Genomic DNA, 23,630 nt, shown 5'->3' on the forward strand with positions numbered 1-23,630 from the left:
TAGTTGGAACGCTTGAGCTTTACCTAGATGTCTAATACCCTATGATAAATATCCAATACTCGAGCGGCATGCTTTTCCATTAAATTTTGTGATTTTTCAGCTACTTTTTGCTGTAACGTCTGCCTGTGGCTTTCATCTCGAAGAAAGAAATACGCTTGAATCAATGCATCGACATCATGATTAGACAGTAAATTTAACTCACCTAAACTGGCAAAAATACGAATATTATCGGACCAAAATGATAATTCATCATATTCATTAGCATTCGCTAATACCAAATATTGCGCAATAAACTCAATGTCTAAAATGCCACCTGGACTTTGCTTCAAATCAAACACTCCAGCTTTACGTTTAAGCAAATGGTCGCGCATTTTAATGCGCATATCGCTAACCTCTTTTGCCAGCGCAGACTTATCTCTTGGCATCTCAATAATTTGACTTCTTAATTCATTGAAACGACTTGATAATCCATTACAACCAAACATAAAACGGGCTCGAACTAAGGCTTGATGCTCCCATGTCCAGGCTTCCTCACGCTGATATTGGCCAAAATATTCTATTTCGCTCACCAGCAAGCCTGAAGCGCCAGACGGACGTAAGCGCATGTCCACTTCATACAGTTCACCCGATGTCGTGCGAGTGGAAAATAGATGCAGGATCCTTTGTGCCAATTTAAGGTAAAAATGCCCAACTTCAATGGGACGCTCGCCATTGGTCTCTCCCTGATTTGGGTATTTTTCACGAGAAAAATTATGTAGGAAGACCAAATCCAAATCTGAGCCATAACCTAATTCTATTCCTCCCGCTTTACCGTAACCAATAACCGCAAAACCTGTCATTCCACCCTCTAAATAAGCCGGAACACCATGGCGGGCACTCACTTGTTGCCAAGCTTGCATCACAACCTGATCAATAATGGCTTCGGCCAATAACGTTAAATGATCACTCACCTGACTCACAGGTAGGACACCTGTGACATCAGCTGCGGCTATTTTTAGCTGTTGTGATAGTTTAAATTGACGTAATGCTTCCATTTGCTGCTCCATATCTTCTTCGGGAACACGCAGCAGGTATTGTCTCAACTCACTGACATAATCATCTAAAGATGTCGTGTCATAGAGCTGAGTAGGATCAATCAATTCATCAAGTAGCATAGGAAATTTAGCAAGCTGAGTGGCTATCCAAGGACTGGCACAGCAAAGGCTTACCAGCTGTTGACGTGCCCCAGGATTTTCATAAAGTAATTCTAAATAGGTGGTTCTCGTTAATATTTTATCAATCACCTTTGAAACCGATGACAAGGCAATTGAAGGCATGGAAAAATTAGTTAATTCCTTTAACATCCAAGGCATTAGTTTATCTAACGTATCTCGTCCTCTCGGCCCAATGCTACGATTAACAATCGTCTCACGCCATAATTTCAGTTGTGGCCACAGTGTTAAATCTTCGATCATTTGCTCTTTAATAAGCGCTTGAGCATGATCATCTTCTTGTACATTCCACAATTGTTGGGTCCATGATTCTCCACCATCATCGTGTGTTTGACCGCCTACGGTATCGATAAAATGACGATGAATTTTACTCATCGCGGATTCAATATGAGTGCGAAGTTCCGCTTCTGATGCCATGCCCATGCTGTGACATAACCGATACCAATTGATACTATTATCCGGTAAAGTTTGCGTTTGCTGATCACCAATGGCCTGAAGTAAATTTTCCACCCGCCTTAGCATGAGGTAACTTTGCTTAAGCTCATCGACAGCCAAATATTCTAATTGGCCTAAATGGTACAAGGTATCAATTACCGCAAACAAACTTTGCTGACGTAACGAAGGCTCACGCCCACCACGGATCAATTGAAAGCTTTGAACCACAAACTCAACTTCACGGATCCCACCAGCCCCAAGTTTAATATTATCGGTCAATTGTCTCCGCCTGACTTCTTGGGTGATCAGTTGTTTCATTTTGCGTAAAGATTCAATGGCTGAAAAATCAATATAACGACGATAAACAAACGGTCTCAACATTGAATGAAGCTTATCGGAAAAACCAGACCAAGGACCTAATGCGCGTGCCTTGACCATGGCATAACGCTCCCAATCCCTTCCTTGTTCTTGATAGTAATCTTCAAGACCGCTAAAACTTACCACTAAAGGGCCACTCTCACCATAAGGACGCAGGCGCATATCAACCCGATAAACAAAGCCATTCATGGTCACTTGGTGTAATAGATTAACTAAATGCTGGCCCATACGGATAAAAAACTGTTGATTATCAATAGCACGACGGCCGCCTCTGGTTTCACCATGTTCAGGGAAAGTAAAAATCAAATCAATATCAGAAGAGAAGTTAAGCTCACGCCCACCCAGTTTACCCATACCAATAATAATAAGAGGCTGCGGATTGCCTTCTCCATCACAAGGCGTACCATATTGTTTGCAAACTTGGATATATAACCAATCACGAGCTGAAATAATCAAGGCTTCTGCTAACGCTGAGAGATCCAATAATGAATCTTCCAAAGAAACATAGCTGAAAAAATCTCGCCAAGCTAAACGCACCATCTGCCGATTACGGTAATCCCTTAAAACGGCTTTCGCTTCATCTTCATCAACACATTGACACAATAGTTCATGCAGATCTTTATCAAAATCTGATCGAGATACACTTTCAAGCTGACCATCAAACAAAGCAGGCAGCCATTCAGGATGACGACATAATTGCTCTGCGATAAAATCACTTAACCCCATAATGCGATAAAGTTCTTGCCCTTGCTCAATGGTTAATTCATTGATGAGTTCTGGCCAAGCTTGATTTATTCTCTGCCAGTAACGATCTGCAACTTCAGACATAATGGCAGATAATGGTTTGTTACTGATGTTTTCCATGATAATCATAATTCCTAGCAATAATGGTAATCGACTTATTAGCATTTAAGACATAATATGTCTTTGTGATAAGATAAATCAGGCGCTTACAGGCTTTGTTTATCATCAGGCACAAATTAACACAAAAAAATTATTTTTAATTCAATCTAGAGGTTACTATAACTTAATTAAAATTGTATGCAGTTATGTACAACATAGCTAACATCATCATTTAGCCTCTTCTACCCTATGAAAATGGAGAAAACATGGCAGCAATGCTTATACGTGTTCTCACTTTAACATTACTATTGACCTTAGTCGGTTGTGGTGATGACAGGCCTGAACGAATTGCTCAATTTCAGCAATTAGTCGGGCAGAGAATCGATTCCCTTAGCAAAATGCTCGATAACGGTCAGATCCGCAATGCCACTTTGCTAAAACAATACACCAGTATTTTAGCTAACCAGCAAACCGATATGGCTCCGTTACTTAATGAACTCGCTAAAGATGCAACCACTAAAGGACCCATGTTTACATCTTTACTGACTCGCTATAAAGAGGCTATGGATAGCAAGAACTATGTCGACTTAGATCAACAATTAGCTGAAATTGAAAATATTTATCAGGCTGCCGATCCTAGTTTATATAACGATATGCTCTCAGATCCATTAAATGTGGTTGCAGACATGTCAAAAGGCGCCTTGGGACGTGTCAATTCAATTAGCCGAGAAGCCGCAACTCTCGCCAATGGCGCTGAAGATTTTGGTGCAGGTAGTCAGCTGGTAGGCAATCCAGGCTATGGTAATTGGCAAACGGGGTCAAATGGCACTTCTTTTTGGGCATGGTATGGCATGTATTCCATGTTTTCCAATGTAATGCGTGGCCCCATTGGTTATGATCGTTGGTCTAGTCGCAGAAACTACAGCTACTACAACGATGTTGGCCGTTATCGTTATACTTCACCTAAGCAAGCAAAGGCACAAAAACAAACCTATGAGAGAACCAAGAAACAGTTTAATTCTCAAGGGAAAAAATTCGATAGCCCCTATGCTAAATCACGCTCTGGCTCGACAAGTTTATCACGTCAAAGTAGCAGCGCACCTAAAGCAAGTTCAACAGGTAGCGCCAGTAAAGGTGGCAGTAAGTTTCGTTCTAACTACTCTAAGAGCAGTGGCTTACGTAATTCTAATAGTCGCACCACTCGCGGTGTACGCCGAGGCAAATAGGTAAGGAACCCACATGACATTATTTCAACACTTCGGTATCACCCAAGACTTAATCATTATCTTGGCCATTGATCTAACTATCGCCATTATTTTGCTCACCTTAATGCGCTACCTTCAAGGATGGAGTATTAAGATTGATAGTCGAGCAGAACTGGCTGAAAGAGATAATTTTGCTTTCGGTATTAGTACCGCTGGCGCCATTGCAGGGCTCGGTATCGTACTGACAGGCGCTATTACAGGAGAAGCGGCTCACTCATTTCTAGCCGAAGCTATAGGCATGAGTGCTTACGGCTTATTTGGCCTTATCTTAATCAAGTTAGGCAGATATATACACGACAAAATTGCACTTAACGAGTTCAATAAAAGTGAATATATTCTTAAAGGTAATATCTCTGTTGCGATTGTCGATGCCAGTGCAGCCATTGCCACCGCGATCATCATTCGCTCTGTGTTAATGTGGGCTGAAGATATGACGCTAGACACCTTTATCGCCATCTTCAGTGCCTTTGCTATCTCACAATTGATGCTAGTATTACTCACTCGTTTTCGTGAACATCGTTATGCTAAACGCAATCAAAATGCCTCGATGCAAGCAGCACTGCTTCAAGGACATACAGCCATTGCCATTCGTCACAGTGGTAATATGATCGCCATGGCATTAAGCTTCAATGCTGCTAGCCATTTCATTGTTTATAGTCCACAGGCCTATATTGCTAATTTAATTGGTTGGTTAGTCTTTTCGATGATCATGCTAATAGTGCTCACGATATTAATGAAGATCGTTAAAAAGATTGTACTCGTAAACATTAATTTGTCCGAGGAAGTAGAGCAACAGCACAACATTGGTATTGCCACTGTTGAGCTGGCTCTCAGCGTCGCAATCGCCTTAATTCTCACCAGTTTAATGGCATAATCAATCCTGACATTAAGATCGATTAATCATAATGAACGGCTATTAAGCCGTTTATTTTTACACCTACCAAATTAATAAGTCATGAGAGTACTGTGAGTGAAGTAACTGAACCAGCTATAGCTGGGAACACCAAAGAAAGACAATTAAGTTGGTTTGACGACACCCTACTCCTTGGCATCATGGCCGTACTAGCAGGATGTGGGTTAATTTACGAATACCTACTTTCTCATTATGCAGGTAGGATCCTAGGGGCATTAGAAGCTGCCATTTACACCATGATAGGACTGATGATCGTCTCCATGGGCATTGGCGCTTTTGCTGCACGAAAAATACGCTGTGCTTTTACTGGCTTCGCAGTATTAGAGCTGGCTGTTGCTCTATGTGGCTCGCTTGCGATTTTGATCACTGCCGCCATTATCGGCTTCAGTCAACAACTTCCTCTTATCATTGCCAATACCTTAGGCTTACCTCCTGATCTGCTTCCTGAAGGAGGCGCGATCGGATTATTACAACACCTAAGTGAATACCTTCCTTACGCTTGGGGGGTGCTACTGGGCTTGATGATTGGCATGGAAATTCCTCTTATTGCCCGCGTACGTCAATCTCTGTGCGATGAACATTTAATGCACAATGCAGGGACAATTTATGGCGCTGACTATATCGGAGCAGGCATAGGAGCTGCTATTTGGGTCAGCTTTATGCTTGCACTCGATATTCAACTTGCTGCAGCATTAACTGCCAGCTTTAATTTATTGGCAGGTTTCATTTTTATTTGGCGTTTTTGGGATCGCATACGTTTCGTCAACATATTACTTTTAGGCCACTTTATAGCATCTGTAATATTACTCATACTTGCCTGGCATGGTCCAAGTTGGGAGCAAGGTTTTAATAATTTACTGTATAAAGATAATGTTATTTATGCCAAATCAACCCGTTTTCAGCAACTCACTTTTACTGAGCGCTTAAGAGGTAATCTTATGCCACCTGTCTACTCGCTGTATATTAACGGACGATTACAATTTTCCAGCGAAGATGAGCATATTTATCATGCCTTTTTGGTGCATCCGACCATGGAAGCAAGCGCTCGTCACGACAACATATTGATCATAGGCGGTGGCGATGGCCTAGCGGTAAAACAAGTGCTTAAATGGCAGCCAAAATCCGTTACCTTGATCGATCTCGATCACGATCTTTTGAATATATTTACCTATCATGATACTGATATGCCAGCACGTTTGAGCCAAGTATTACGTAAACTAAACGGAGATTCACTCAATGATGCTAGAGTCAATGTCATTATCGATGACGCGTTCAATGGCGTCGATAAACTGCTAAAGAAACATCAACATTACGATACGATCATTGTCGATCTGCCCGATCCAAGCCATCCAGATTTAAATAAACTCTATTCCGATCTCTTTTATAAAAAACTAAAGGAACTATTAAGTGCAGATGGGGCTCTAACCGTACAATCTACATCACCTTATCATGCACCTAAGGCCTTTATATCGGTAGGAAAAACCCTATCTTTGGCTGGTTTCAATGTTAATCAATATCATCACAATGTACCCAGTTTTGGTGAATGGGGTTGGAGCATAGCCACAGCATCAGGCATTCATGCTAAAACAAGATTAAGTCAACTCGAACAGCTGTCAATAAAAGATGACTGGCTGACAACAGGGCTCATAAATGGTGCATTTGAATTTCCTGGCAATTTCTATCAAGATATAGATAAAATCAAACCCAATACAATAGGCTCAATGCAACTTTATCAATATCACCAACAAGCGTGGCTAGAAAATCAAGATGTTACTCTATTTCAACACTGACACATGTAACAGCAAAGGCTTGCTATCGAAATCAAGTCGTGAAACTTTCTGAACAAATAGCTATTGACATATTATGTCATAGTGCTATCTTTAAACGCAGACATAATATGTCATAAGGACAAATATGAATATTCACACTATTGCCAACCACCTAAATGATCTTGGTGATAACAGCCAAACAGGCTTGAAATTTGATTGTTACCCAATTAATGGCGAAGTCGAAGTATTGCAAGTCAACATCGTTGGACGTGAAGAGATCCCTGTTTTCCTCTCGGTGACAGACAACCAGGTTCTCTGCATCAGCTACCTTTGGGGTGAAGATGAGGTTAATCAGGAACGTCGCATCGATATGCTTGAAACCATGCTAGAACTTAACATTCCAATGCCGTTATCATCCTTTGCAAAAATTGACGATAAATATGTGGTTTACGGTGCGCTTTCAGTTCAATCAAACATGCAAGAGATTGAACAAGAGCTGTCAGTGCTTTCAGATAATTGCTTAGAAGTCATCGACGAAATGGTCGATTTCTTAAAATAGTGATGATTCATTTAATGTTTAACCATAGCTCAATCAGCTATGATGACCTAACAGGAGCCAAATTATGGGCATACTAAATAAAATTTTAACCGCTTTCCGTGGTGGTGCTACAGAAATGGGTCAGAGCATAGTCGATGCTAACTCTACCCGTATTTTCGAACAAGAAATCCGTGATGCTGAGAATCACCTGACTAAAGCAAAACGTGAATTGACTGACGTTATGGCTAAAGAAATGCAAGCAAACCGTGAGGTCGATCGTTTAAAGCGCTCTATCAGCGAACATGAAGGTTATGCCACTCAAGCACTAGAAAAAGAAAACGAAGTGCTCGCAATGGAAATTGCTGAGAAAATATCACAATTGGATCAGGAGCTATCGGAGCAGGAAAGTGCTAATACGAGCTTTAGTGCCCATGCCACACGCCTTAAAGATCTCGTGCGCAAAACAGAACGCCAGTTAACCGATTACCAACGTCAGCTGAGCATGGTGAAAACCACTGAAAGTGTTCAAAAGGCAACAGCGAGCATCACAGATTCTTTCGCAGGGAGTAACTCTAAGCTATTAAATGCTAAAGACTCATTAGAGCGGATCAAGGCTCGTCAGCAACAGTTTGATGACCGACTGGTCGCATCTGAGCAACTCGCTGATGAGAATAGTGACAAGTCATTACAGGCTAAATTGGCAGAAGCTGGGATCGGTGAACAAAAGTCAAATGCCAACGCTGTACTTGACCGCCTTAAAGCACGAAAGTAAAATAAACTGAATTTAAGTGTACGTTAATCACTTAAAACCGCTAAAAAATATAGCGCTTTCTTTTATCTTAAGGCAGCGCTATTTTTTTACGAGTAATACACCATTCTCTTAAATAAAATAACACTAATAAATAGGAGTCGATGATGGGATTTTTAACAGGCCTCTTCGGTAAAAAAGAGCCACCAAAGCGTCAACTCGATCATCCTTCGCATCTAATGGCAGGGGATATGATTTCTCTCGATGACAGTTTTGCCCTTCCTCCTCAACTTCGCGGTCAACAACTAAGAGTTGAATCAGTCAACACTTATGAGTATCAGCGCAGCCAAAAAGCAGAATGGATCCTTAAAGGTAATAGCCAAGAGACGCTTTTTCTTTCATTGGATGAAGATGATGAAACTTATCTGGCTTTTTCCATTAAGATCACACGTGATCAAGTTGAACAACTATTCGATCTCGAGCACTTTAGTGCCATTTTTGAAGAGGATCAGCAGGCTCATCTCACCACTCAAACCTTATCCGATCAATTATCATCACAATTTGAAAACTGGTTAGGCGCAGAATATTGTCAAATTAATTTTGCTCAATTTGGTTATTTTCATCGTCAAGATTACCGTGGTAAGAAGCCTCCGCAGGATAAAGAGAGTAGTGGCGAGCCATTCGAGTCATATTTATTACTCGACAATGAAGAAAAGTTTGCTGTGGATGTTGAAGTCTATGATGGTGGCGAGACTGATGTTATGTTGACCTTATACCGCCCTTTATCAGATATAAGAGATTATTGGCCTGGTAAATAATGACTCAATATTTAGCGATCATATTAATCTCAAAGGTAACCGAATGACGAAACAAAAACACTCATTACCTGCACAATGGTTACAAAACCAGCAAGCAGCTAAGGCAACTCAGGTGGCTTTTGATCTTGATGAAAAGTTTCAATACTCAATCCGTAAAGCCGCATTAGATTCAGGGTTTAGCCCATCGGATCAAATCCGCACCATTCTAGGACTATCAGTCACCAAGCGCCCTAAACGTCCTAGGCTAACCGTCTCTCTTAGCCTTGAAGATTATGCCCAACTAGCAGTGAAATATCATTTATTAGCTGAAGAACAACTTGAAATAAAAAAGCGCGTTTTAGATGACTTGATCCACTTTGGAGACAAAAACGAGTAGACTCTATCTCAAAGATAAATTAGATAGCTAAACTCATAAAACAATCGGATGTTATCATGGCTGAGATAAAAAAATGGTTACCCAATACAGACAATGAGCTGACCCCTTTTCAACTGGCCATGATGGTACTTTCACTTCTTTCAGTCATTGTCGTCCTAATACTGAGTTTTGCTAAATTAGACCAAGAAACGAAACGATTACTCACGATTATAGACTTTAGTATCTGCTTCATATTTCTCAGTCATTTCTTTTACGGCCTCGTCCGATCTGACAACAAAATGCATTACATTCGACATAACTGGATAGACTTTATTGCCAGCATCCCTTTGATTGAACCATTAAGATTTGCCCGATTGTTTCAAATTTTACGAGTCATACGTCTTATTCGTATGGCCCAATCCTTTATCATTCCCATCATTAAACAACGAAGACAAGCCACATTAGCCAGCCTATTAGTCGCTATGGTCACCATATTAACCTTCTCATCCGTGTTAATCTTAATTGTAGAAAACGGCATACCCAATGCAAATATACAAACCGCTGAAGATGCAATCTGGTGGGCATTGGTCACCATATCCACTGTAGGTTATGGTGATTATTACCCTGTAACAACAGCTGGTCACGTCATCGGTGGCGTGGTTATCGTTTGCGGCGTCAGTTTTTTTGGTGTCATATCTGGTTATATGGCTTCGCTTTTTATCGCCCCTGATGAAGCCGAAAAACTCGAAACACAAAGCAAGGAGATCCGCTCAGAGCTCCATGAAGCTTTAGACAGAATGGAAATCAATCAAACCATGCTCATAAAGCAGATCGCTGAACTTCAACATGAGCTTAAACAACAAAATACACTAAATAAATAATAAATTAACGCCAATAAGGCACATTGTTTAACGCAGCAGTTCTAGTGTGTTCCATGGCCGATAGCAGACTCTCTTCTTCATCGGCTAACCATGGCTCAATAGCCGTCATGTTAGCCTGCTTTGACAACTGACGATAGGCTAATAACCGTTGACTACGAAGCAGTAGCCTGTTCCAAGGTGCTGTAAACAATTCTTTTGCTTTGGTTGAGTAAAACGCACCATAGGTAATACCAACACAAAGATTTTCCTCGGATGCCTGAACGAAAGCTAACAGCTCATCACAGCTTAAATCTCCACTTAATGGCACTGAACGGAGCACCTCTAACCAAGATGATTCTTGTATTTGATCAGCAAAATCTTGTAAAATAACGTCGTTATCTATGAATTTTTCACCTGATTTAAGTGCAAATAACAACTCAACTAATGCCAACTGCAAACAACCGTAGTCCAGACTTTGCAACATTGTCTCAATTCGGAGTCGAATATCTACCTGCTCTAATTGCGCGAGTATCTGATAATTTAACGGTTCATGCTGAATTGCTTTGTGATTAAGTGAGCCCTTATCATGTAAAAAGTTGACATAATTTAGCTCTGTTTCAACCAAATGCAGATGCCCTTCTATGCAGTCGAACCATGCCTTAAACACTGTATTCATCACGTTAAATTGAAGCAAAACACATCTCAGTAAACGCAAGCAAATTCGCAGTCGAACACAAAGCTCAAACGCTTGTTTATCTAGGATAAATACCGACTCTACAATCATCGCTTCCAACAACTGCCATTGCTCAAGACCTGTGCTGATAAGCGTAATTAATGCCTGTTGTAAGTCATGCTCTGGTTTTAGAGGCATAAATGTTAAAGCCGCTAAACTTAATGGACCTGCTTGCTCAGCTAAGCGATAGCCTCGCTGAGCTTTACTGGCTTGCCCCAACCTAACAGGCACATGTTCAGCCACTTGCAACCCAATATGGATCAAAGATGCGGCTTCACCTTTGAGCAATTCAAACTCTAACTCACATATGGGTTCAGTTATCAATTCTCCCGCGATTTCAACCTCTATTTTCCCCATATCTAATGCAACCTCGATAAGACTTTCACCAACCGATATATGCCAAGTACGCCTTAAAAAATGAGTATTGAATAAACAGGTTAACCCTGACTGAAGTGATGAAATATCCGCCACCTTTGGCCATATTTTTTCAGGAAAAAGTTTAAGGATAGGAAAATTTTGCTCTATATCGACATTAAATTCTGGACGTGAATGTATGCCGCCAACGACAGTGCCTGCTGTTTTTATGGTTTGCTCTAAGGCACCATCACAACCCCGAACTCTGAGTCCCATGTCCCAGCGTCTAAGCTGAATATCTGCTGTATCAAAATAAGCATTGGTTAACTTTCGGCCCCATTGAAACTCGCAATTTTCAAGGTTATCAAATAACTGAATTAATGCTTCTTCTTGTTCTACTTGAAAAAACAACTTAAGTTCTATTTCAGCATCCATCGGTCACTCGCTCACTTTATTTGCTAATATTGAATAGAATATCAGACTTACATTTGAGAAGTGTCATCAAAAATTCACTAAAGTTTAATTATACCGTCGCCTGATCGGCTTGATGTCATATTACTGTCATAAACTCACCGTAGGATTGCGGCTTGCAGTTCAGATATAATTCTTTAGAATGAAAACTGTGAGTTTTAATATGAAAACACAGTTTCAATACGCGGCCGCTTGAGTTAACATGCGCCCGCTTTTTCCAACAATGGAATCACCTAAATAGGTACACGGCAATGCCAGTAAATTCTATTTTGGGCGTGTTTGCAAAATCGCCAATCAAGCCTCTACAAAAGCACATCGATAAAGTGCACCAATGTGCATCGATCTTAGTGCCATTTTTTGATGCCACCGTCACAGGCAACTGGGACAGTGCAATTGAACTACGTAGGCAAATCAGCACTACAGAAAGGGAAGCGGATTCACTAAAACGTGAAATACGCCTCACTCTACCTGGTGGCTTATTTATGCCTGTCGAACGAACCGATTTACTGGAGCTTCTTACTCAACAAGATAAGATCGCTAACAAAGCGAAAGACATATCAGGTCGTATCATCGGCCGTAAACTTCTGATCCCTGAAGCGATTCAAGAACCTTTTAAAGCGTACTTGCAGCGCTGTCTAGATGCAGTTGTTCAAGCAAAACAGGCAATTAACGAACTCGATGACCTATTAGAAACAGGTTTCAGAGGCCGTGAAGTTGACTTGGTTGCAAAAATGATTGTCGAACTCGATAAAATCGAGGAAGATACCGATGATCTTCAAATCAAGATCCGTCGTCAGTTGTTCGCTATCGAAAATGATATGAACCCTATAGACGTGATGTTTCTCTATAAAATCATTGAGTGGGTTGGCGATTTAGCAGATCTTGCTGAACGTGTCGGTTCTCGCTTAGAGCTAATGTTAGCTCGCGTCTAAAATACAGTTATCAAGGTAACAACATGGTTGATGTATTAGTCACCAACGGCCCAATGCTTATTTCAATTGCGGCCGCATTTGGTTTTTTAATGGCATGGGGTATTGGTGCAAACGATGTAGCCAATGCAATGGGAACTTCTGTAGGTTCTAACGCTATTACGATTAAACAAGCGATCATCATCGCGATGATTTTTGAATTTGCTGGCGCATATTTAGCCGGCGGTGAAGTAACCAGTACCATACGTAAAGGCATTATAGACTCAGCATATTTTGTTGATTCTCCTGAATTACTCGTATATGGCATGATATCCGCGCTACTTGCCGCTGGGATCTGGCTGATTCTAGCATCAGCATTAGGCTGGCCAGTGTCTACAACTCACTCTATTATTGGTGCGATTGTAGGGTTTGCCGCTGTGGGTGTCGGTGCAGATGCCGTTGAATGGTCTAAGGTTGCCGGTATTATAGGATCTTGGGTAGTGACACCCGCGATATCTGGCTTTATCGCATTTATGATATTCCAAAGTGTACAAAAGCTCATATTTGATACCGATAATCCCCTGCAAAATGCTAAACGTTACGTCCCTTTTTATATGGCACTTGCCGGCTTTATCATGTCATTGGTCACCATTAAGAAAGGACTTAAACATCTCGGTTTGCATTTTAGTAATGTTGAAGCCTATTCACTTGCGATCGGCATCGCCATTGTGATTGGATTTATCGGTATGTTTGCCATTCGGCGCCTGAAGATAGCCCAAAGCGCTGATCGTCAAAATCAGTTTGCTAACGTTGAGAAAGTGTTCGCTATTCTCATGGTACTCACCGCATGCTGTATGGCATTTGCTCATGGCTCTAACGATGTGGCTAACGCCATTGGTCCACTTGCGGCAGTCGTATCCGTTGTTAACAGTGGTGGCGAAATTAACAGCGTAGCGCCACTTGAATGGTGGATCTTACCTCTAGGAGCCATTGGAATAGTCATGGGTCTGGCCCTCTTTGGCAAACGCGTTATGCAAACGATAGGGACAAACATTACTCATCTAACACCGAGTCGTGGTTTTGCTGCAGAGCTTGCTGCTGCTTCTACCGTTGTTATCGCATCAGGAACAGGCCTGCCGATTTCGACGACACAAACACTCGTAGGGGCCGTATTAGGCGTCGGAATGGCTCGCGGTATTGCAGCCATTAACATGGGTGTTGTTAGAAATATTGTTGTTTCTTGGGTCGTTACCTTACCCGCAGGTGCTGCTTTATCCATTGTGTTTTTCTTCATCATTAAGGCAATATTTAGCTAATTTCAACCTTCAAGATAAACATGATAATGAACAAGGGAAACCCTATCGGTTTCCCTTTTTTAATACCTCCATTTAAACGACTTCAATCCCTTCTAATGCGTGTTTGTATAACATTAAATTTTGCCATAAATTAAGTTTGGTTAACCTCTGCGGCAAATCTTGCATCTAACCCTTGCAAAAAGCTCAGCAAATCCATAGCATGTTGCTATATTTTGTTGATGAGAATTTATAGTGTTAAGAATCCTTGCTCTAGTGGGACTGATATTTCTCTCCCCAAGCCTCTTGGCTGCAGGCCAAACCCGTTATATCTCAGATGAAGTCTACTTGTTTCTTCATGGTGGTCCAGGCACACAATACCGTATTCTAGGCAGTATTGAAGCTGGACAAGAAATTTCAGTGTTAAATGAAACTGAAGGAGATTTTTCTAAAATCATCGATCATAAAGGCCGTGAAGGTTGGATTGAAACGAAGATGATTAGTGCCCAGAAAAGCTTACGTATGCAGCTGCCGGAAGTGCAAGCTCAATTAGCTGAGGCTAAAGAAGAACTAGCGCAAACAGTCGACTCTAGTGAGAATAATGTACAAGAGTTACATAAGATTAAAGCACAGCTTACTGAAACAGAAAAAGCACTGCAGCAAGCAAGTGAAGAGCGCGACAGAGCCACTCATAAATTAGCCAGCATTCAACACAATGAACGCTTTGAGATGTGGAAAGAAGGAGCCATCATCGCTGGAATAGGCATACTCGTCGGTATCTTTTTAGTTTATTTACCAAGACCGAGACGAAAAAAGAAAAATAGTTGGTAGACTTTACCCAAACAATTTCAAGATGCTCGTTTCAGAGTCCTCATAGGATAGCTGAATCAAGGCAATGATTGAGACAATGGCGGCTCCTTTATTAATAGCACTAACGCAGTGCAGGTATTTTATGGGAACTTCCACAGGGCATGGCGAGAAACAGCCTATTTCTTCGTGATGAAATATTGACTTCGAATAACGAGTCCATCAATTTCATGAAGACCGCCATGGATGGTGGAAATGTCGTTAATGCAGGAGCAATTAACGCCCTTGAACTCGGTCACGTCTCGACATGCTGAATTCTCAATCTTGAGGTCGTTTGGGTATACACTCCAACTTGGCCATATAAAAATGAAGCCAGCATCTTATATGCTGGTTTTTTATTGCCATCAAAAAACTCTTGTACACTCACTAAAACTAAAAAAACCTCTTTGTACCACACAAATCAAACAAATATGACACAAGCAATCACAATAGTATTGTTCATCACATTTTGATGTGTATAATCTTTTTCGTAAATGGTAGATTGTATACAATACACATTATATCGAAAAAACTTACCTCAAGACTCAGCTAACTGAGTCTTGATAAAGTCTTTTCTATACAAAAAATTGTCCCTTAACAGGTCCAAGTGGAAGTGATTACTATGTTCAAAGCAAGTAAAGTTCTGACTGGTCATTATGACTCAGCTAACCTCGATGAGCTTTTCGAAGCTATCACAAATAATTATATTGTCGATGAAGAACAATATCTATCAGAGCTCATCAAGCTTATTCCTGCAAGCGATGATGACATTTCACGCGTCACTCAACGTGCCTATGAGTTAGTTAACAAGGTTCGTCAATACGATAAAAAAGGCCTAATGGTTGGGATTGACGCCTTCTTACAGCAATATAGCTTAGAGACACAAGAAGGCATTATCCTCATGTGTCTTGCAGAAGCACTATTGCGTATTCCTGATTCAGCCACCGCTGATGCACTCATCGAAGACAAATTATCAGGTGCAAAGTGGGACGCACACTTAAGCAAAAGTGATTCAGTATTAGTCAATGCTTCAACTTGGGGCTTAATGCTGACAGGTAAAATAGTCAAACTTGATAAAAACGTAAATGGTAAACCCAGTAGCTTACTTAATAAGCTCGTTAATCGTATGGGTGAACCTGTGATCCGTCAGGCAATGCTTGCCGCCATGAAAATCATGGGTAAGCAGTTTGTATTGGGCCGCACAGTTAACGAAGCACTGAAAAACAGTAGCCAAAAACGTAAGCTGGGTTATACACACAGTTATGACATGCTAGGTGAAGCTGCCCTGACGAAAAAAGATGCACAAAAATATTTCGAAGATTACTCAAATGCTATCGCAACAATAGGCGCTGAGCAATACGACGAGTCTCAATCACCACGTCCAACTATCTCTATTAAGTTATCAGCGCTTCACCCTCGCTATGAAGTCGCCAATGAAGATAGAACCCTAACAGAGTTGCATGACACACTCATTAAGCTTATTCAGCAAGCTCGTAGTATCAACGTGGGAATATCTATCGATGCTGAAGAGATGGACAGACTCGAGCTTTCACTAAAACTTTTCCAGAGATTGTTTAACTCAAATGCAGCTAAAGGTTGGGGACTACTAGGTATTGTGGTTCAGGCATACTCTAAACGTGCCCTGCCTGTGCTTTGCTGGTTAACTCGCCTATCTAAAGAACAAGGCGATGAAATCCCGTTACGTTTAGTCAAAGGTGCCTATTGGGATAGTGAGCTAAAATGGGGGCAAGAAAACGGCGAAGCGGGTTATCCTTTATATACGCGTAAAGCCAGCACTGATGTTTCCTACCTTGCTTGCGCTCGTTACTTATTAAGCGATTTAACCCGCGGAGCAATTTACCCTCAATTTGCCAGTCACAATGCGCAAACTGTTGCGGCAATTTCTGCCATGGCTGGTGACAGAAATTATGAATTTCAACGATTACACGGCATGGGTGAAGAACTTTACGACACCTTACTGGCCGAAAGTGGTGTCAAAACAGTACGCATTTATGCCCCAGTTGGCGCACATAAAGATCTATTGCCTTATTTGGTTCGCCGACTGCTTGAAAATGGCGCGAATACATCATTCGTCCATAAACTGGTTGATCCGAAGACACCGATTGATTCTCTGGTGATCCATCCACTGCTCACCCTACAAAAATACAAAACTCTGGCTAACAACAAAATCGTACTACCCGCCGATATTTTCGGTGAAGAGCGTAAAAATTCCAAGGGACTTAACATGAACATCATCTCTGAATCTAAGCCATTTTTTGCGGCGTTGGAAAAATTTAAAGACACCACCTGGAATGCTGGCCCCCTCGTCAACGGTGAAGTATTAAGCGGTGAAACGAATAACGTTGTCAGCCCATTTGACACCACAAAAGTGGTGGGGAAGTTAGCTTTTGCTAACAACCAAGCCATAGAACAAGCAATATCTGGCGCAGATGCCGCTTTTAACAGCTGGAGTCATACCCCTGTTGAAGTGCGTGCCAATGCACTGCAAAAGCTTGCAGATTTACTTGAAGAAAACCGTGAAGAACTTATTGCACTCTGTACCCGTGAAGCAGGTAAAAGTATTCAAGACGGAATAGATGAAGTCCGCGAGGCTGTTGACTTCTGTCGCTACTACGCCGTTCAAGCGAAGAAAATGATGGCCCAACCAGAACTTCTTCCTGGGCCTACAGGTGAGCTGAACGAACTATTCTTACAAGGTCGTGGCATTTTCGTCTGTATCAGCCCGTGGAACTTCCCACTGGCTATTTTCTTAGGTCAAGTCAGTGCCGCACTTGCCGCAGGTAACACTGTGATTGCTAAGCCTGCAGAGCAAACTTCGATTGTCGGTTTTCGTGCGGTACAACTAGCACACCAAGCTGGGATCCCTAAAGAAGTGTTGCAGTTCCTGCCCGGTACTGGTGCAACTGTTGGCGCAGCCATTACTTCTGATGAACGAATAGGGGGCGTTTGTTTTACAGGCTCTACTGTGACAGCTAAGTTAATTAACCGTACATTAGCTAATCGTGACGGTGCCATTATCCCACTTATCGCCGAAACGGGTGGCCAAAATGCCATGGTCGTTGATTCAACGTCACAGCCTGAGCAGGTCGTTAATGATGTCGTATCGTCATCTTTTACCAGTGCAGGTCAACGCTGTTCTGCCCTTCGTGTACTTTTTCTCCAAGAAGACATTGCCGATCGCGTTATCGATGTCATGAAAGGTGCGATGGAAGAGCTGAGCATAGGTAACCCAAGTAATGTGAAAACGGATGTGGGCCCAGTCATTGATGCTACAGCCAAGGCAAACTTAAATGCTCATATCGATCACATCAAACAGGTTGGCACGTTAATTAAGCAACTCGATCTGCCTGCAGAAACTGAAAATGGTCACTTCGTCGCACCAACTGCTGTGGAAATATCTTCGATAAAGGTACTTGAGAAAGAACACTTCGGCCCTATTTTGCATGTAATACGCTATAAGGCTGCCGAATTAAGTCAAGTCATTGATGAGATTAACAGCACAGGTTTCGGCCTAACGCTGGGGATCCATAGCCGTAACGAAGGTCACGCACTGGAAGTCGCTGATAAGGTCAATGTGGGGAATGTCTATATCAATCGTAACCAAATTGGTGCCGTCGTTGGTGTGCAACCATTTGGTGGCCAAGGGTTATCAGGTACTGGCCCTAAAGCAGGTGGTCCGCACTACCTAACTCGCTTTGTTACCGAGAAAACTCGCACCAATAACATCACCGCAATTGGTGGTAACGCAACTCTACTTTCACTCGGTGATAGTGACGATTAAGCTGTTGTACACCAAGATGTAAGACACATAAAAACCAGATTTCTACATCTGGTTTTTTTATTGTTGAGATTTATCGCTAGCATAATACTCACAACGACTATACTTGAACTATCTTTAAATTCCATAACTAACCCGTTTTCATAGGAGAACAAGATGAGTGATGAGATTTTGGGGCTGGATGAGGTTTGTCAATTACTGGATAAACCAGAAGCAACCATAAAACGCTATGCGAGAGAAAGCTTACTCACTAATATTGGTGATGAAGAAGAATTTAAGTTCAATAAAGTGGAGGTCATGCGATATCTTGATTTTCAGAAACGCCTTGGGTAAACAGCATTGGGAGAGCAACTTAGCTCTCCCAACTCTCAAGTTAATTAAAACAAAAATACAATAAGCTTATGTTTTATATAAGTTTATAATTAAGCGATCTGATTGTGTAAACCAATATAATATTGATTGCTTTTAAGCAAAGCAGCATGGCTACCAGAAGCTAATATCCCGCCCTCTTCCATCAAATAGATACTGTCCATCTGCTCCATCGCTGTTAACCTATGACTAATCATCACAACGGTTTTATCTTTTGCAAACTGAAACAATAAAGCAAGTATCTCACGTTCAGTACGCTTATCTAGCCCTTCTGTCGGTTCATCGAGTAACAAAATAGGGGCATCACGCAGTAAAACTCTAGCCACACCAATACGACGCTGCTCACCACCAGAAAGTTGCCTTCCACCTTCACCAATCCAGATATCTAGCGGATTTTCCCCTCGCGTCAAAGCACCTAAACCCACCTTGTTGAGAACCTCTATTAAACCAATGTCATTGACGGTGCTCACCTCTGCTAGTGGTCTGCTTATTAATGGTCCAACTTTAGACTGTGCTAAGGTCAAATTACTGCGCAAGGTACCACTAAATAAATAAATACGCTGACTAACGGAGCTAATTCCCTGCCTGAGTGAAGCTTCACTATAAGTGTTTAGCTTTTCACCATCGATGTATATCTCTCCTATTTGTGGCTCCCACTCTCGATTCAGTAAAGAAAACAGGCTCGACTTACCACATCCTGTTTGCCCCAGCAGCGCAACGTTTTCACCTGCTTTTATGGATATGTTTAACTGCTCCAACACAGGATTTTTTTCATCATAACCAAAAGAAAGATCCGTAATCTTGATTTCACCTTGGGTTATCAGGCATGAGTCATCTTCACTAAAAACAATATCCGGTTGTTGATCCATTAATTCAGTGATCCGAGTCGCTGCCAACACGCAAGATGAAAGATGCTGAAATGCGCCAGCAATGGGCATCAACATCTCAATACAAGCCATGATCATAAACACCATAACAGCAAGCATAGGTCCTGGCGGAACGTATTCACCGACTCCTGAAGCGGCCACATAAAATATTAATACAACCGCAGAACCATGACATAGTACTAAGATAGCTTGGCTGAGTGCCGTCACATTGGCCATGGCAGATTGACTAGCAAAAAAAGCTGATTCAGACGCTTGTAGCTTGGATCTAAACCTGTCGGTGGCACCAAACAGACTTATCTCAGCTTGCCCTTGAATAAACTCAAGCAGCTGTACACGCAAATAACGCTTATGCTCAAGCATCTCTACACCGGGTCTGCGGCCCAAGTAATAAAAAATCAGTGGCAGTAATAGCCAAGTCACCAATAAACTCGTACATAACAACAAGGCTAATTCGGTATCAAACCAAGCAACAAAAAAATACAAAGCAACAAGCAACATAAACGAAGCAGCCATGGGCGTTAATAGTCGAAGATAGAGGTGATCTAACGTGTCGATATCCGCCACTAACCGATTGAGTAAGTCTCCTTGCCTTAGCCCCTGTAAGTTTTTAGCACTCAATGGCAATAACTTTTGCCAAGCCCAGACCCTAAGCTGAGTTAACAACTTAAATGTCGCCTCGTGTGTCGCTAAACGCTCACCATATCGACTCGCTGTTCGTACAATAGAAAAAAAACGGACCCCGCCTGCTGGGGTAAAATAATTAAACATTTGTGCTGTCGCGACAGATAACCCCGCTACCGCAGCTGCAGACAAAAACCAGCCAGCAAGCGACAGCAAGCCAACTCCTGCCATCAAAGTCACCACACTGAGCAGTAAGCCGGTAAACATCATTAACCACTGATGTTTAAATAATGTGATAAACGGCAATAATACTTTCATTATGTCACCTCCAAACATCTGACTTGATTCACCGCTTCTTGCTGCATCTGCTTAAACAGCCCATCTTGTGCATTTAACTGTGCAAACTGGCCCTCTTGTACCACAATGCCCTCATCAAGTACCAAGATATTATCCATATAATGGAGCTGATCTAATCTATGGGTCACCATCATGCATGTCGCATTCGACATCGACTCTCTCAACGTTTGTTGTACGGCTTGTTCACTATGACTGTCTAAGCTGGCGGTAGGCTCATCGAGCAAAAATAAACGGGCGTTTTGCCCTAATGCACGGGCCAATGCAATACGCTGCGCCTGTCCGACAGAAATCGTCGCAGCATGCTCACCAATGTGATGACCTAAGCCTTCACTCTGCTGATCAACAAAGTCGATAACCTTAGCATTTTCAAGATACTGCCTGACAAGATCATCGCTCATCAGCGGATTTGCCATTGCCACATTGTCACGAATACTGCCATGAAACAGTTGCGGATCTTGACCCAACCAAGCCAAGTGTCGTCGCCAGACTTGCTTGTCTAATTGCCGCTGTTCTACCCCATTAACCTTTAACGATCCCTGATAGGGCAAAAAACCCAGTAACGCATTTAACAAACTGGTTTTACCCGCCCCACTCGGGCCAACAATAGCCAGCTTTTCCCCAGCCTCAATCTTAAAACTCATCGGACCAAGTAATCGTGTCCCATCTAAGCTTGTCACACTCAGATCACAGGCTTCTATCGTGAGACCAAGGGAAACATCACCAAGATCGGCCTCATTGAGATGCCCCTCTACATCCGTGTCATTACCGTCATCAAGAGAATAGTTGAGCAGGGCCATTAGCTCCTCAGCTGCACCGATAGCTTGGGCTTTGGCATGGTAATGTGTGCCCATATCACGTAAAGGTTGATAAAATTCAGGGGCTAAAATCAACACAAATAATCCGCTAAACAGCGTCATCTTGACCCCGTAATGGCCAAAATCCAAAAATCCTAAATAACTAAAACCAAAATAAACGGCCAATATGGCAATCGACACTGCGGCAAAAAACTCAAGCACTGCTGAACTCAAAAATGCCATTCGCAACACTGACATAGTGCGCTCACGAAATGCGTCTGACGCTAGCTCAATTTCATCCACTTCAGCATTGGCTCGATTAAATAATTTTAGGGTGCTTAAGCCTTTGAGTCTATCCATGAAATGTCCGCTAAGTTTAGCCAGCGCACTGAAATTTTTTCGGTTTGCATCAGCAGCGCCCATCCCCACAAGTAACATAAACATCGGAATTAAAGGTGCCGTTATCAGCAAAATCAAACCAGCAGTCCAATTAACGGGAAATACCACCAGTAAAATAGTCAAAGGAATAAACCCAGCTAAAAGTACCTGAGGCAAATAGCGAGCATAAAAATCATGTAAATCTTCTACCTGCTCTAATACAATGCTAGCCCAGCTACCCACCGGCTTACCTTTGATAAAGGTAGGCCCTAATTCCGTCAGCTTATCCAATACCGCACAGCGGACATGGCTTCTTAATTGTTTACCTGCTGAGAAACTGGTGCGCTCTCTAGCAAAAGCCAGTAAAGCCCGTACACCAATCAATCCTAAGAGCCCCCAGAACTGTGCGATAAATTGTGTCTTAGGCAGCTCAAGAATAATCACACCGTGTAAAATAGTCGCAATGAAATAAGCTTGAAGAATCAATGCGAATCCGGTTAGTAAGCCAAAAAAAAACGTCAAGTTAAGGTAAAATCCACAAGCCGATTTTTGCTGTTTTAACCAAGATACGAGTTGTTTCTCTAGAGGTTTTTCCATGAGGCTCCTGCAAAAAAATGACGAACTGCTGACAACACTGCAGTAACAGCAAGATTTAAGTAATTTGAACTCTGTCACTGCTCAACATGCTCAAAACGTAAAGGTTATTTGGGATAGTATCGCAGTCATAGCGTCAGAAATAAACGAATAGCACTTAATGTTAAGCCAGTCACAAAAATAGAGAAGAGATCAAAAAAGGCTGCTAAACGAGCGCTTAACAGCCTTAAAATATTTTAAAAAATATTATTTATGTCGCCTTATCAGAGCGGTAATCATCACTGTCTTCATCAAAATCATCTCCACTCTCGCCATCAGCGATATCACGCGCCTCACGCCATACGTCAGCCGCTAACTCTTTAGCTGCAGTCGCCTCAGTACGCACTTCACGCTGCTTAGCTTTACGCTCATTGCGTTCAACCAAATTATCGAGGAAAGATTTCAACTCTTTCTCCCCCCAAAGACTTGCATCAGCTTCTGTTGCAAAGCCGGTTTTTCTTTTCGAAACGATCGTCTTTCTCGCTGTCATACGACGAGTAATTTCAGCTGCCCATACATCCTTGTCTTGAACGATACGAAAGTCGAATTTCTTGGTTTGTGTCATGTTACATATTTCCTACAAATAAAGTCTTATCGCAAATCTAAATAGTAAGCGTTAAGTAAATAGTTATTGCTCTGTTTTTATCCCTGAACGTTAATTCACTCTCAAGGACAAGTAATAATTTGGATTTGATGTCCTTAGGTCTATCACTTAGTATCTTTCGGCGAACCGAGATCACATTTTTTACAATTGAGTGTAACACCAATCATTGACGCCCTGCCTTCTATTGTTATCACCCAAGGTCTAACCACCCAAGGTGGATTATGCCTCACATGCTGGTAATGCCCACATTCCAGTTTAGCAACCCAATGATTCTCATCATCTTTTAGGTAATCCACAATAGCTTGTTGCATAATATTTACAGGCCGATGAAGAATATATCGCCGCGTTAAACAGCATAAAGAGAGCACCAAAGCGGGAGAATAACACGTACAGAGTTTAAACAAAAACGATTTAACGTCATAGCACCTAACCAAACTCAATGATCGGCTCA

At 41.9% G+C, this 23,630-nt stretch carries 19 protein-coding genes; 13 read left to right on the top strand and 6 right to left on the bottom strand.

What is annotated here, in order from left to right; genetic code table 11:
* Nucleotides 1–23: 23 nt before the first annotated feature.
* A complete protein-coding gene (glnE, locus tag HQQ94_RS19135) occupies nucleotides 24–2,888 on the bottom strand; it encodes a bifunctional [glutamate--ammonia ligase]-adenylyl-L-tyrosine phosphorylase/[glutamate--ammonia-ligase] adenylyltransferase (protein ID WP_217274072.1) in 2,865 nt (954 codons plus the stop codon).
* Between the two features lie 245 nt (nucleotides 2,889–3,133).
* Between glnE and HQQ94_RS19140 the strand changes: the two genes are divergently transcribed.
* The 8 genes from HQQ94_RS19140 to HQQ94_RS19175 all read left to right on the top strand — a co-directional run bounded on the left by HQQ94_RS19140 (nucleotide 3,134) and on the right by HQQ94_RS19175 (nucleotide 10,154).
* Complete coding sequence (locus tag HQQ94_RS19140) at nucleotides 3,134–4,093, top strand: hypothetical protein (protein ID WP_173295922.1); 960 nt, start codon at nucleotides 3,134–3,136, stop codon at nucleotides 4,091–4,093.
* A gap of 13 nt (nucleotides 4,094–4,106) precedes the next feature.
* Nucleotides 4,107–5,006: a DUF350 domain-containing protein gene (locus HQQ94_RS19145; RefSeq protein ID WP_173295923.1), complete on the top strand. Its 900-nt coding sequence runs from the start codon at nucleotides 4,107–4,109 to the stop codon at nucleotides 5,004–5,006.
* Between the two features lie 92 nt (nucleotides 5,007–5,098).
* The gene (locus tag HQQ94_RS19150; protein ID WP_173295924.1) at nucleotides 5,099–6,835 is read left to right on the top strand and encodes a polyamine aminopropyltransferase; all 1,737 of its coding nucleotides are present in this window, start codon (nucleotides 5,099–5,101) and stop codon (nucleotides 6,833–6,835) included.
* Nucleotides 6,836–6,959: 124 nt separating this feature from the next.
* Nucleotides 6,960–7,373: a YjfI family protein gene (locus HQQ94_RS19155; RefSeq protein ID WP_173295925.1), complete on the top strand. Its 414-nt coding sequence runs from the start codon at nucleotides 6,960–6,962 to the stop codon at nucleotides 7,371–7,373.
* A 64-nt stretch (nucleotides 7,374–7,437) separates the two neighbouring features.
* Nucleotides 7,438–8,124 carry a PspA/IM30 family protein gene (locus HQQ94_RS19160; protein WP_173295926.1) on the top strand — a complete coding sequence of 229 codons (687 nt, stop codon included), beginning with the start codon at nucleotides 7,438–7,440 and terminating at the stop codon, nucleotides 8,122–8,124.
* 143 nt (nucleotides 8,125–8,267) lie between these two features.
* On the top strand, nucleotides 8,268–8,918 hold the full coding sequence (locus tag HQQ94_RS19165) for a hypothetical protein (protein WP_173296727.1): 651 nt from the start codon (nucleotides 8,268–8,270) through the stop codon (nucleotides 8,916–8,918).
* Nucleotides 8,919–8,961: 43 nt separating this feature from the next.
* Entirely contained in the window at nucleotides 8,962–9,294 is a 333-nt protein-coding gene (locus HQQ94_RS19170) for a hypothetical protein (RefSeq protein WP_173295927.1), read from the top strand.
* 56 nt (nucleotides 9,295–9,350) lie between these two features.
* Entirely contained in the window at nucleotides 9,351–10,154 is an 804-nt protein-coding gene (locus HQQ94_RS19175; protein WP_173295928.1) for an ion transporter, read from the top strand.
* A 4-nt stretch (nucleotides 10,155–10,158) separates the two neighbouring features.
* Here the strand turns inward: HQQ94_RS19175 and HQQ94_RS19180 are convergent, their stop codons facing one another.
* Entirely contained in the window at nucleotides 10,159–11,655 is a 1,497-nt protein-coding gene (locus HQQ94_RS19180) for an inorganic triphosphatase (RefSeq protein WP_173295929.1), read from the bottom strand.
* A gap of 287 nt (nucleotides 11,656–11,942) precedes the next feature.
* On the opposite strand from HQQ94_RS19180, the gene HQQ94_RS19185 reads away from it, so the two are divergent.
* From HQQ94_RS19185 to HQQ94_RS19205, 5 genes are all read left to right on the top strand, one after another.
* The gene (locus tag HQQ94_RS19185) at nucleotides 11,943–12,623 is read left to right on the top strand and encodes a TIGR00153 family protein (RefSeq protein ID WP_173295930.1); all 681 of its coding nucleotides are present in this window, start codon (nucleotides 11,943–11,945) and stop codon (nucleotides 12,621–12,623) included.
* A 23-nt stretch (nucleotides 12,624–12,646) separates the two neighbouring features.
* Nucleotides 12,647–13,915, top strand: a complete 1,269-nt coding sequence (locus tag HQQ94_RS19190; protein WP_173295931.1) for an inorganic phosphate transporter — start codon at nucleotides 12,647–12,649, stop codon at nucleotides 13,913–13,915.
* A 231-nt stretch (nucleotides 13,916–14,146) separates the two neighbouring features.
* A complete protein-coding gene (locus HQQ94_RS19195) occupies nucleotides 14,147–14,722 on the top strand; it encodes a TIGR04211 family SH3 domain-containing protein (protein WP_173295932.1) in 576 nt (191 codons plus the stop codon).
* A gap of 637 nt (nucleotides 14,723–15,359) precedes the next feature.
* Nucleotides 15,360–18,539, top strand: coding sequence for a bifunctional proline dehydrogenase/L-glutamate gamma-semialdehyde dehydrogenase PutA (gene putA / locus HQQ94_RS19200; protein WP_173295933.1), 3,180 nt, complete (start codon nucleotides 15,360–15,362; stop codon nucleotides 18,537–18,539).
* Between the two features lie 153 nt (nucleotides 18,540–18,692).
* Nucleotides 18,693–18,869, top strand: a complete 177-nt coding sequence (locus HQQ94_RS19205) for a DNA-binding protein (RefSeq protein WP_173295934.1) — start codon at nucleotides 18,693–18,695, stop codon at nucleotides 18,867–18,869.
* 89 nt (nucleotides 18,870–18,958) lie between these two features.
* Here HQQ94_RS19205 and cydC read toward each other — a convergent pair whose 3' ends face one another.
* The 4 genes from cydC to HQQ94_RS19225 all read right to left on the bottom strand — a co-directional run bounded on the left by cydC (nucleotide 18,959) and on the right by HQQ94_RS19225 (nucleotide 23,490).
* Entirely contained in the window at nucleotides 18,959–20,731 is a 1,773-nt protein-coding gene (gene cydC / locus HQQ94_RS19210) for a cysteine/glutathione ABC transporter ATP-binding protein/permease CydC (RefSeq protein ID WP_173295935.1), read from the bottom strand.
* Nucleotides 20,731–22,539, bottom strand: coding sequence for a cysteine/glutathione ABC transporter permease/ATP-binding protein CydD (cydD, locus tag HQQ94_RS19215; protein ID WP_173295936.1), 1,809 nt, complete (start codon nucleotides 22,537–22,539; stop codon nucleotides 20,731–20,733). Before cydD ends, cydC begins: the two co-directional genes overlap by 1 nt.
* A gap of 247 nt (nucleotides 22,540–22,786) precedes the next feature.
* Nucleotides 22,787–23,140: a DUF3622 domain-containing protein gene (locus tag HQQ94_RS19220; protein ID WP_173295937.1), complete on the bottom strand. Its 354-nt coding sequence runs from the start codon at nucleotides 23,138–23,140 to the stop codon at nucleotides 22,787–22,789.
* Nucleotides 23,141–23,283: 143 nt separating this feature from the next.
* Entirely contained in the window at nucleotides 23,284–23,490 is a 207-nt protein-coding gene (locus HQQ94_RS19225; RefSeq protein WP_173295938.1) for a DUF3565 domain-containing protein, read from the bottom strand.
* Between the last annotated feature and the right edge of the window lie 140 nt (nucleotides 23,491–23,630).

The organism is Shewanella sp. VB17, from assembly GCF_013248905.1.
Taxonomy (GTDB): Bacteria; Pseudomonadota; Gammaproteobacteria; order Enterobacterales; family Shewanellaceae; genus Shewanella.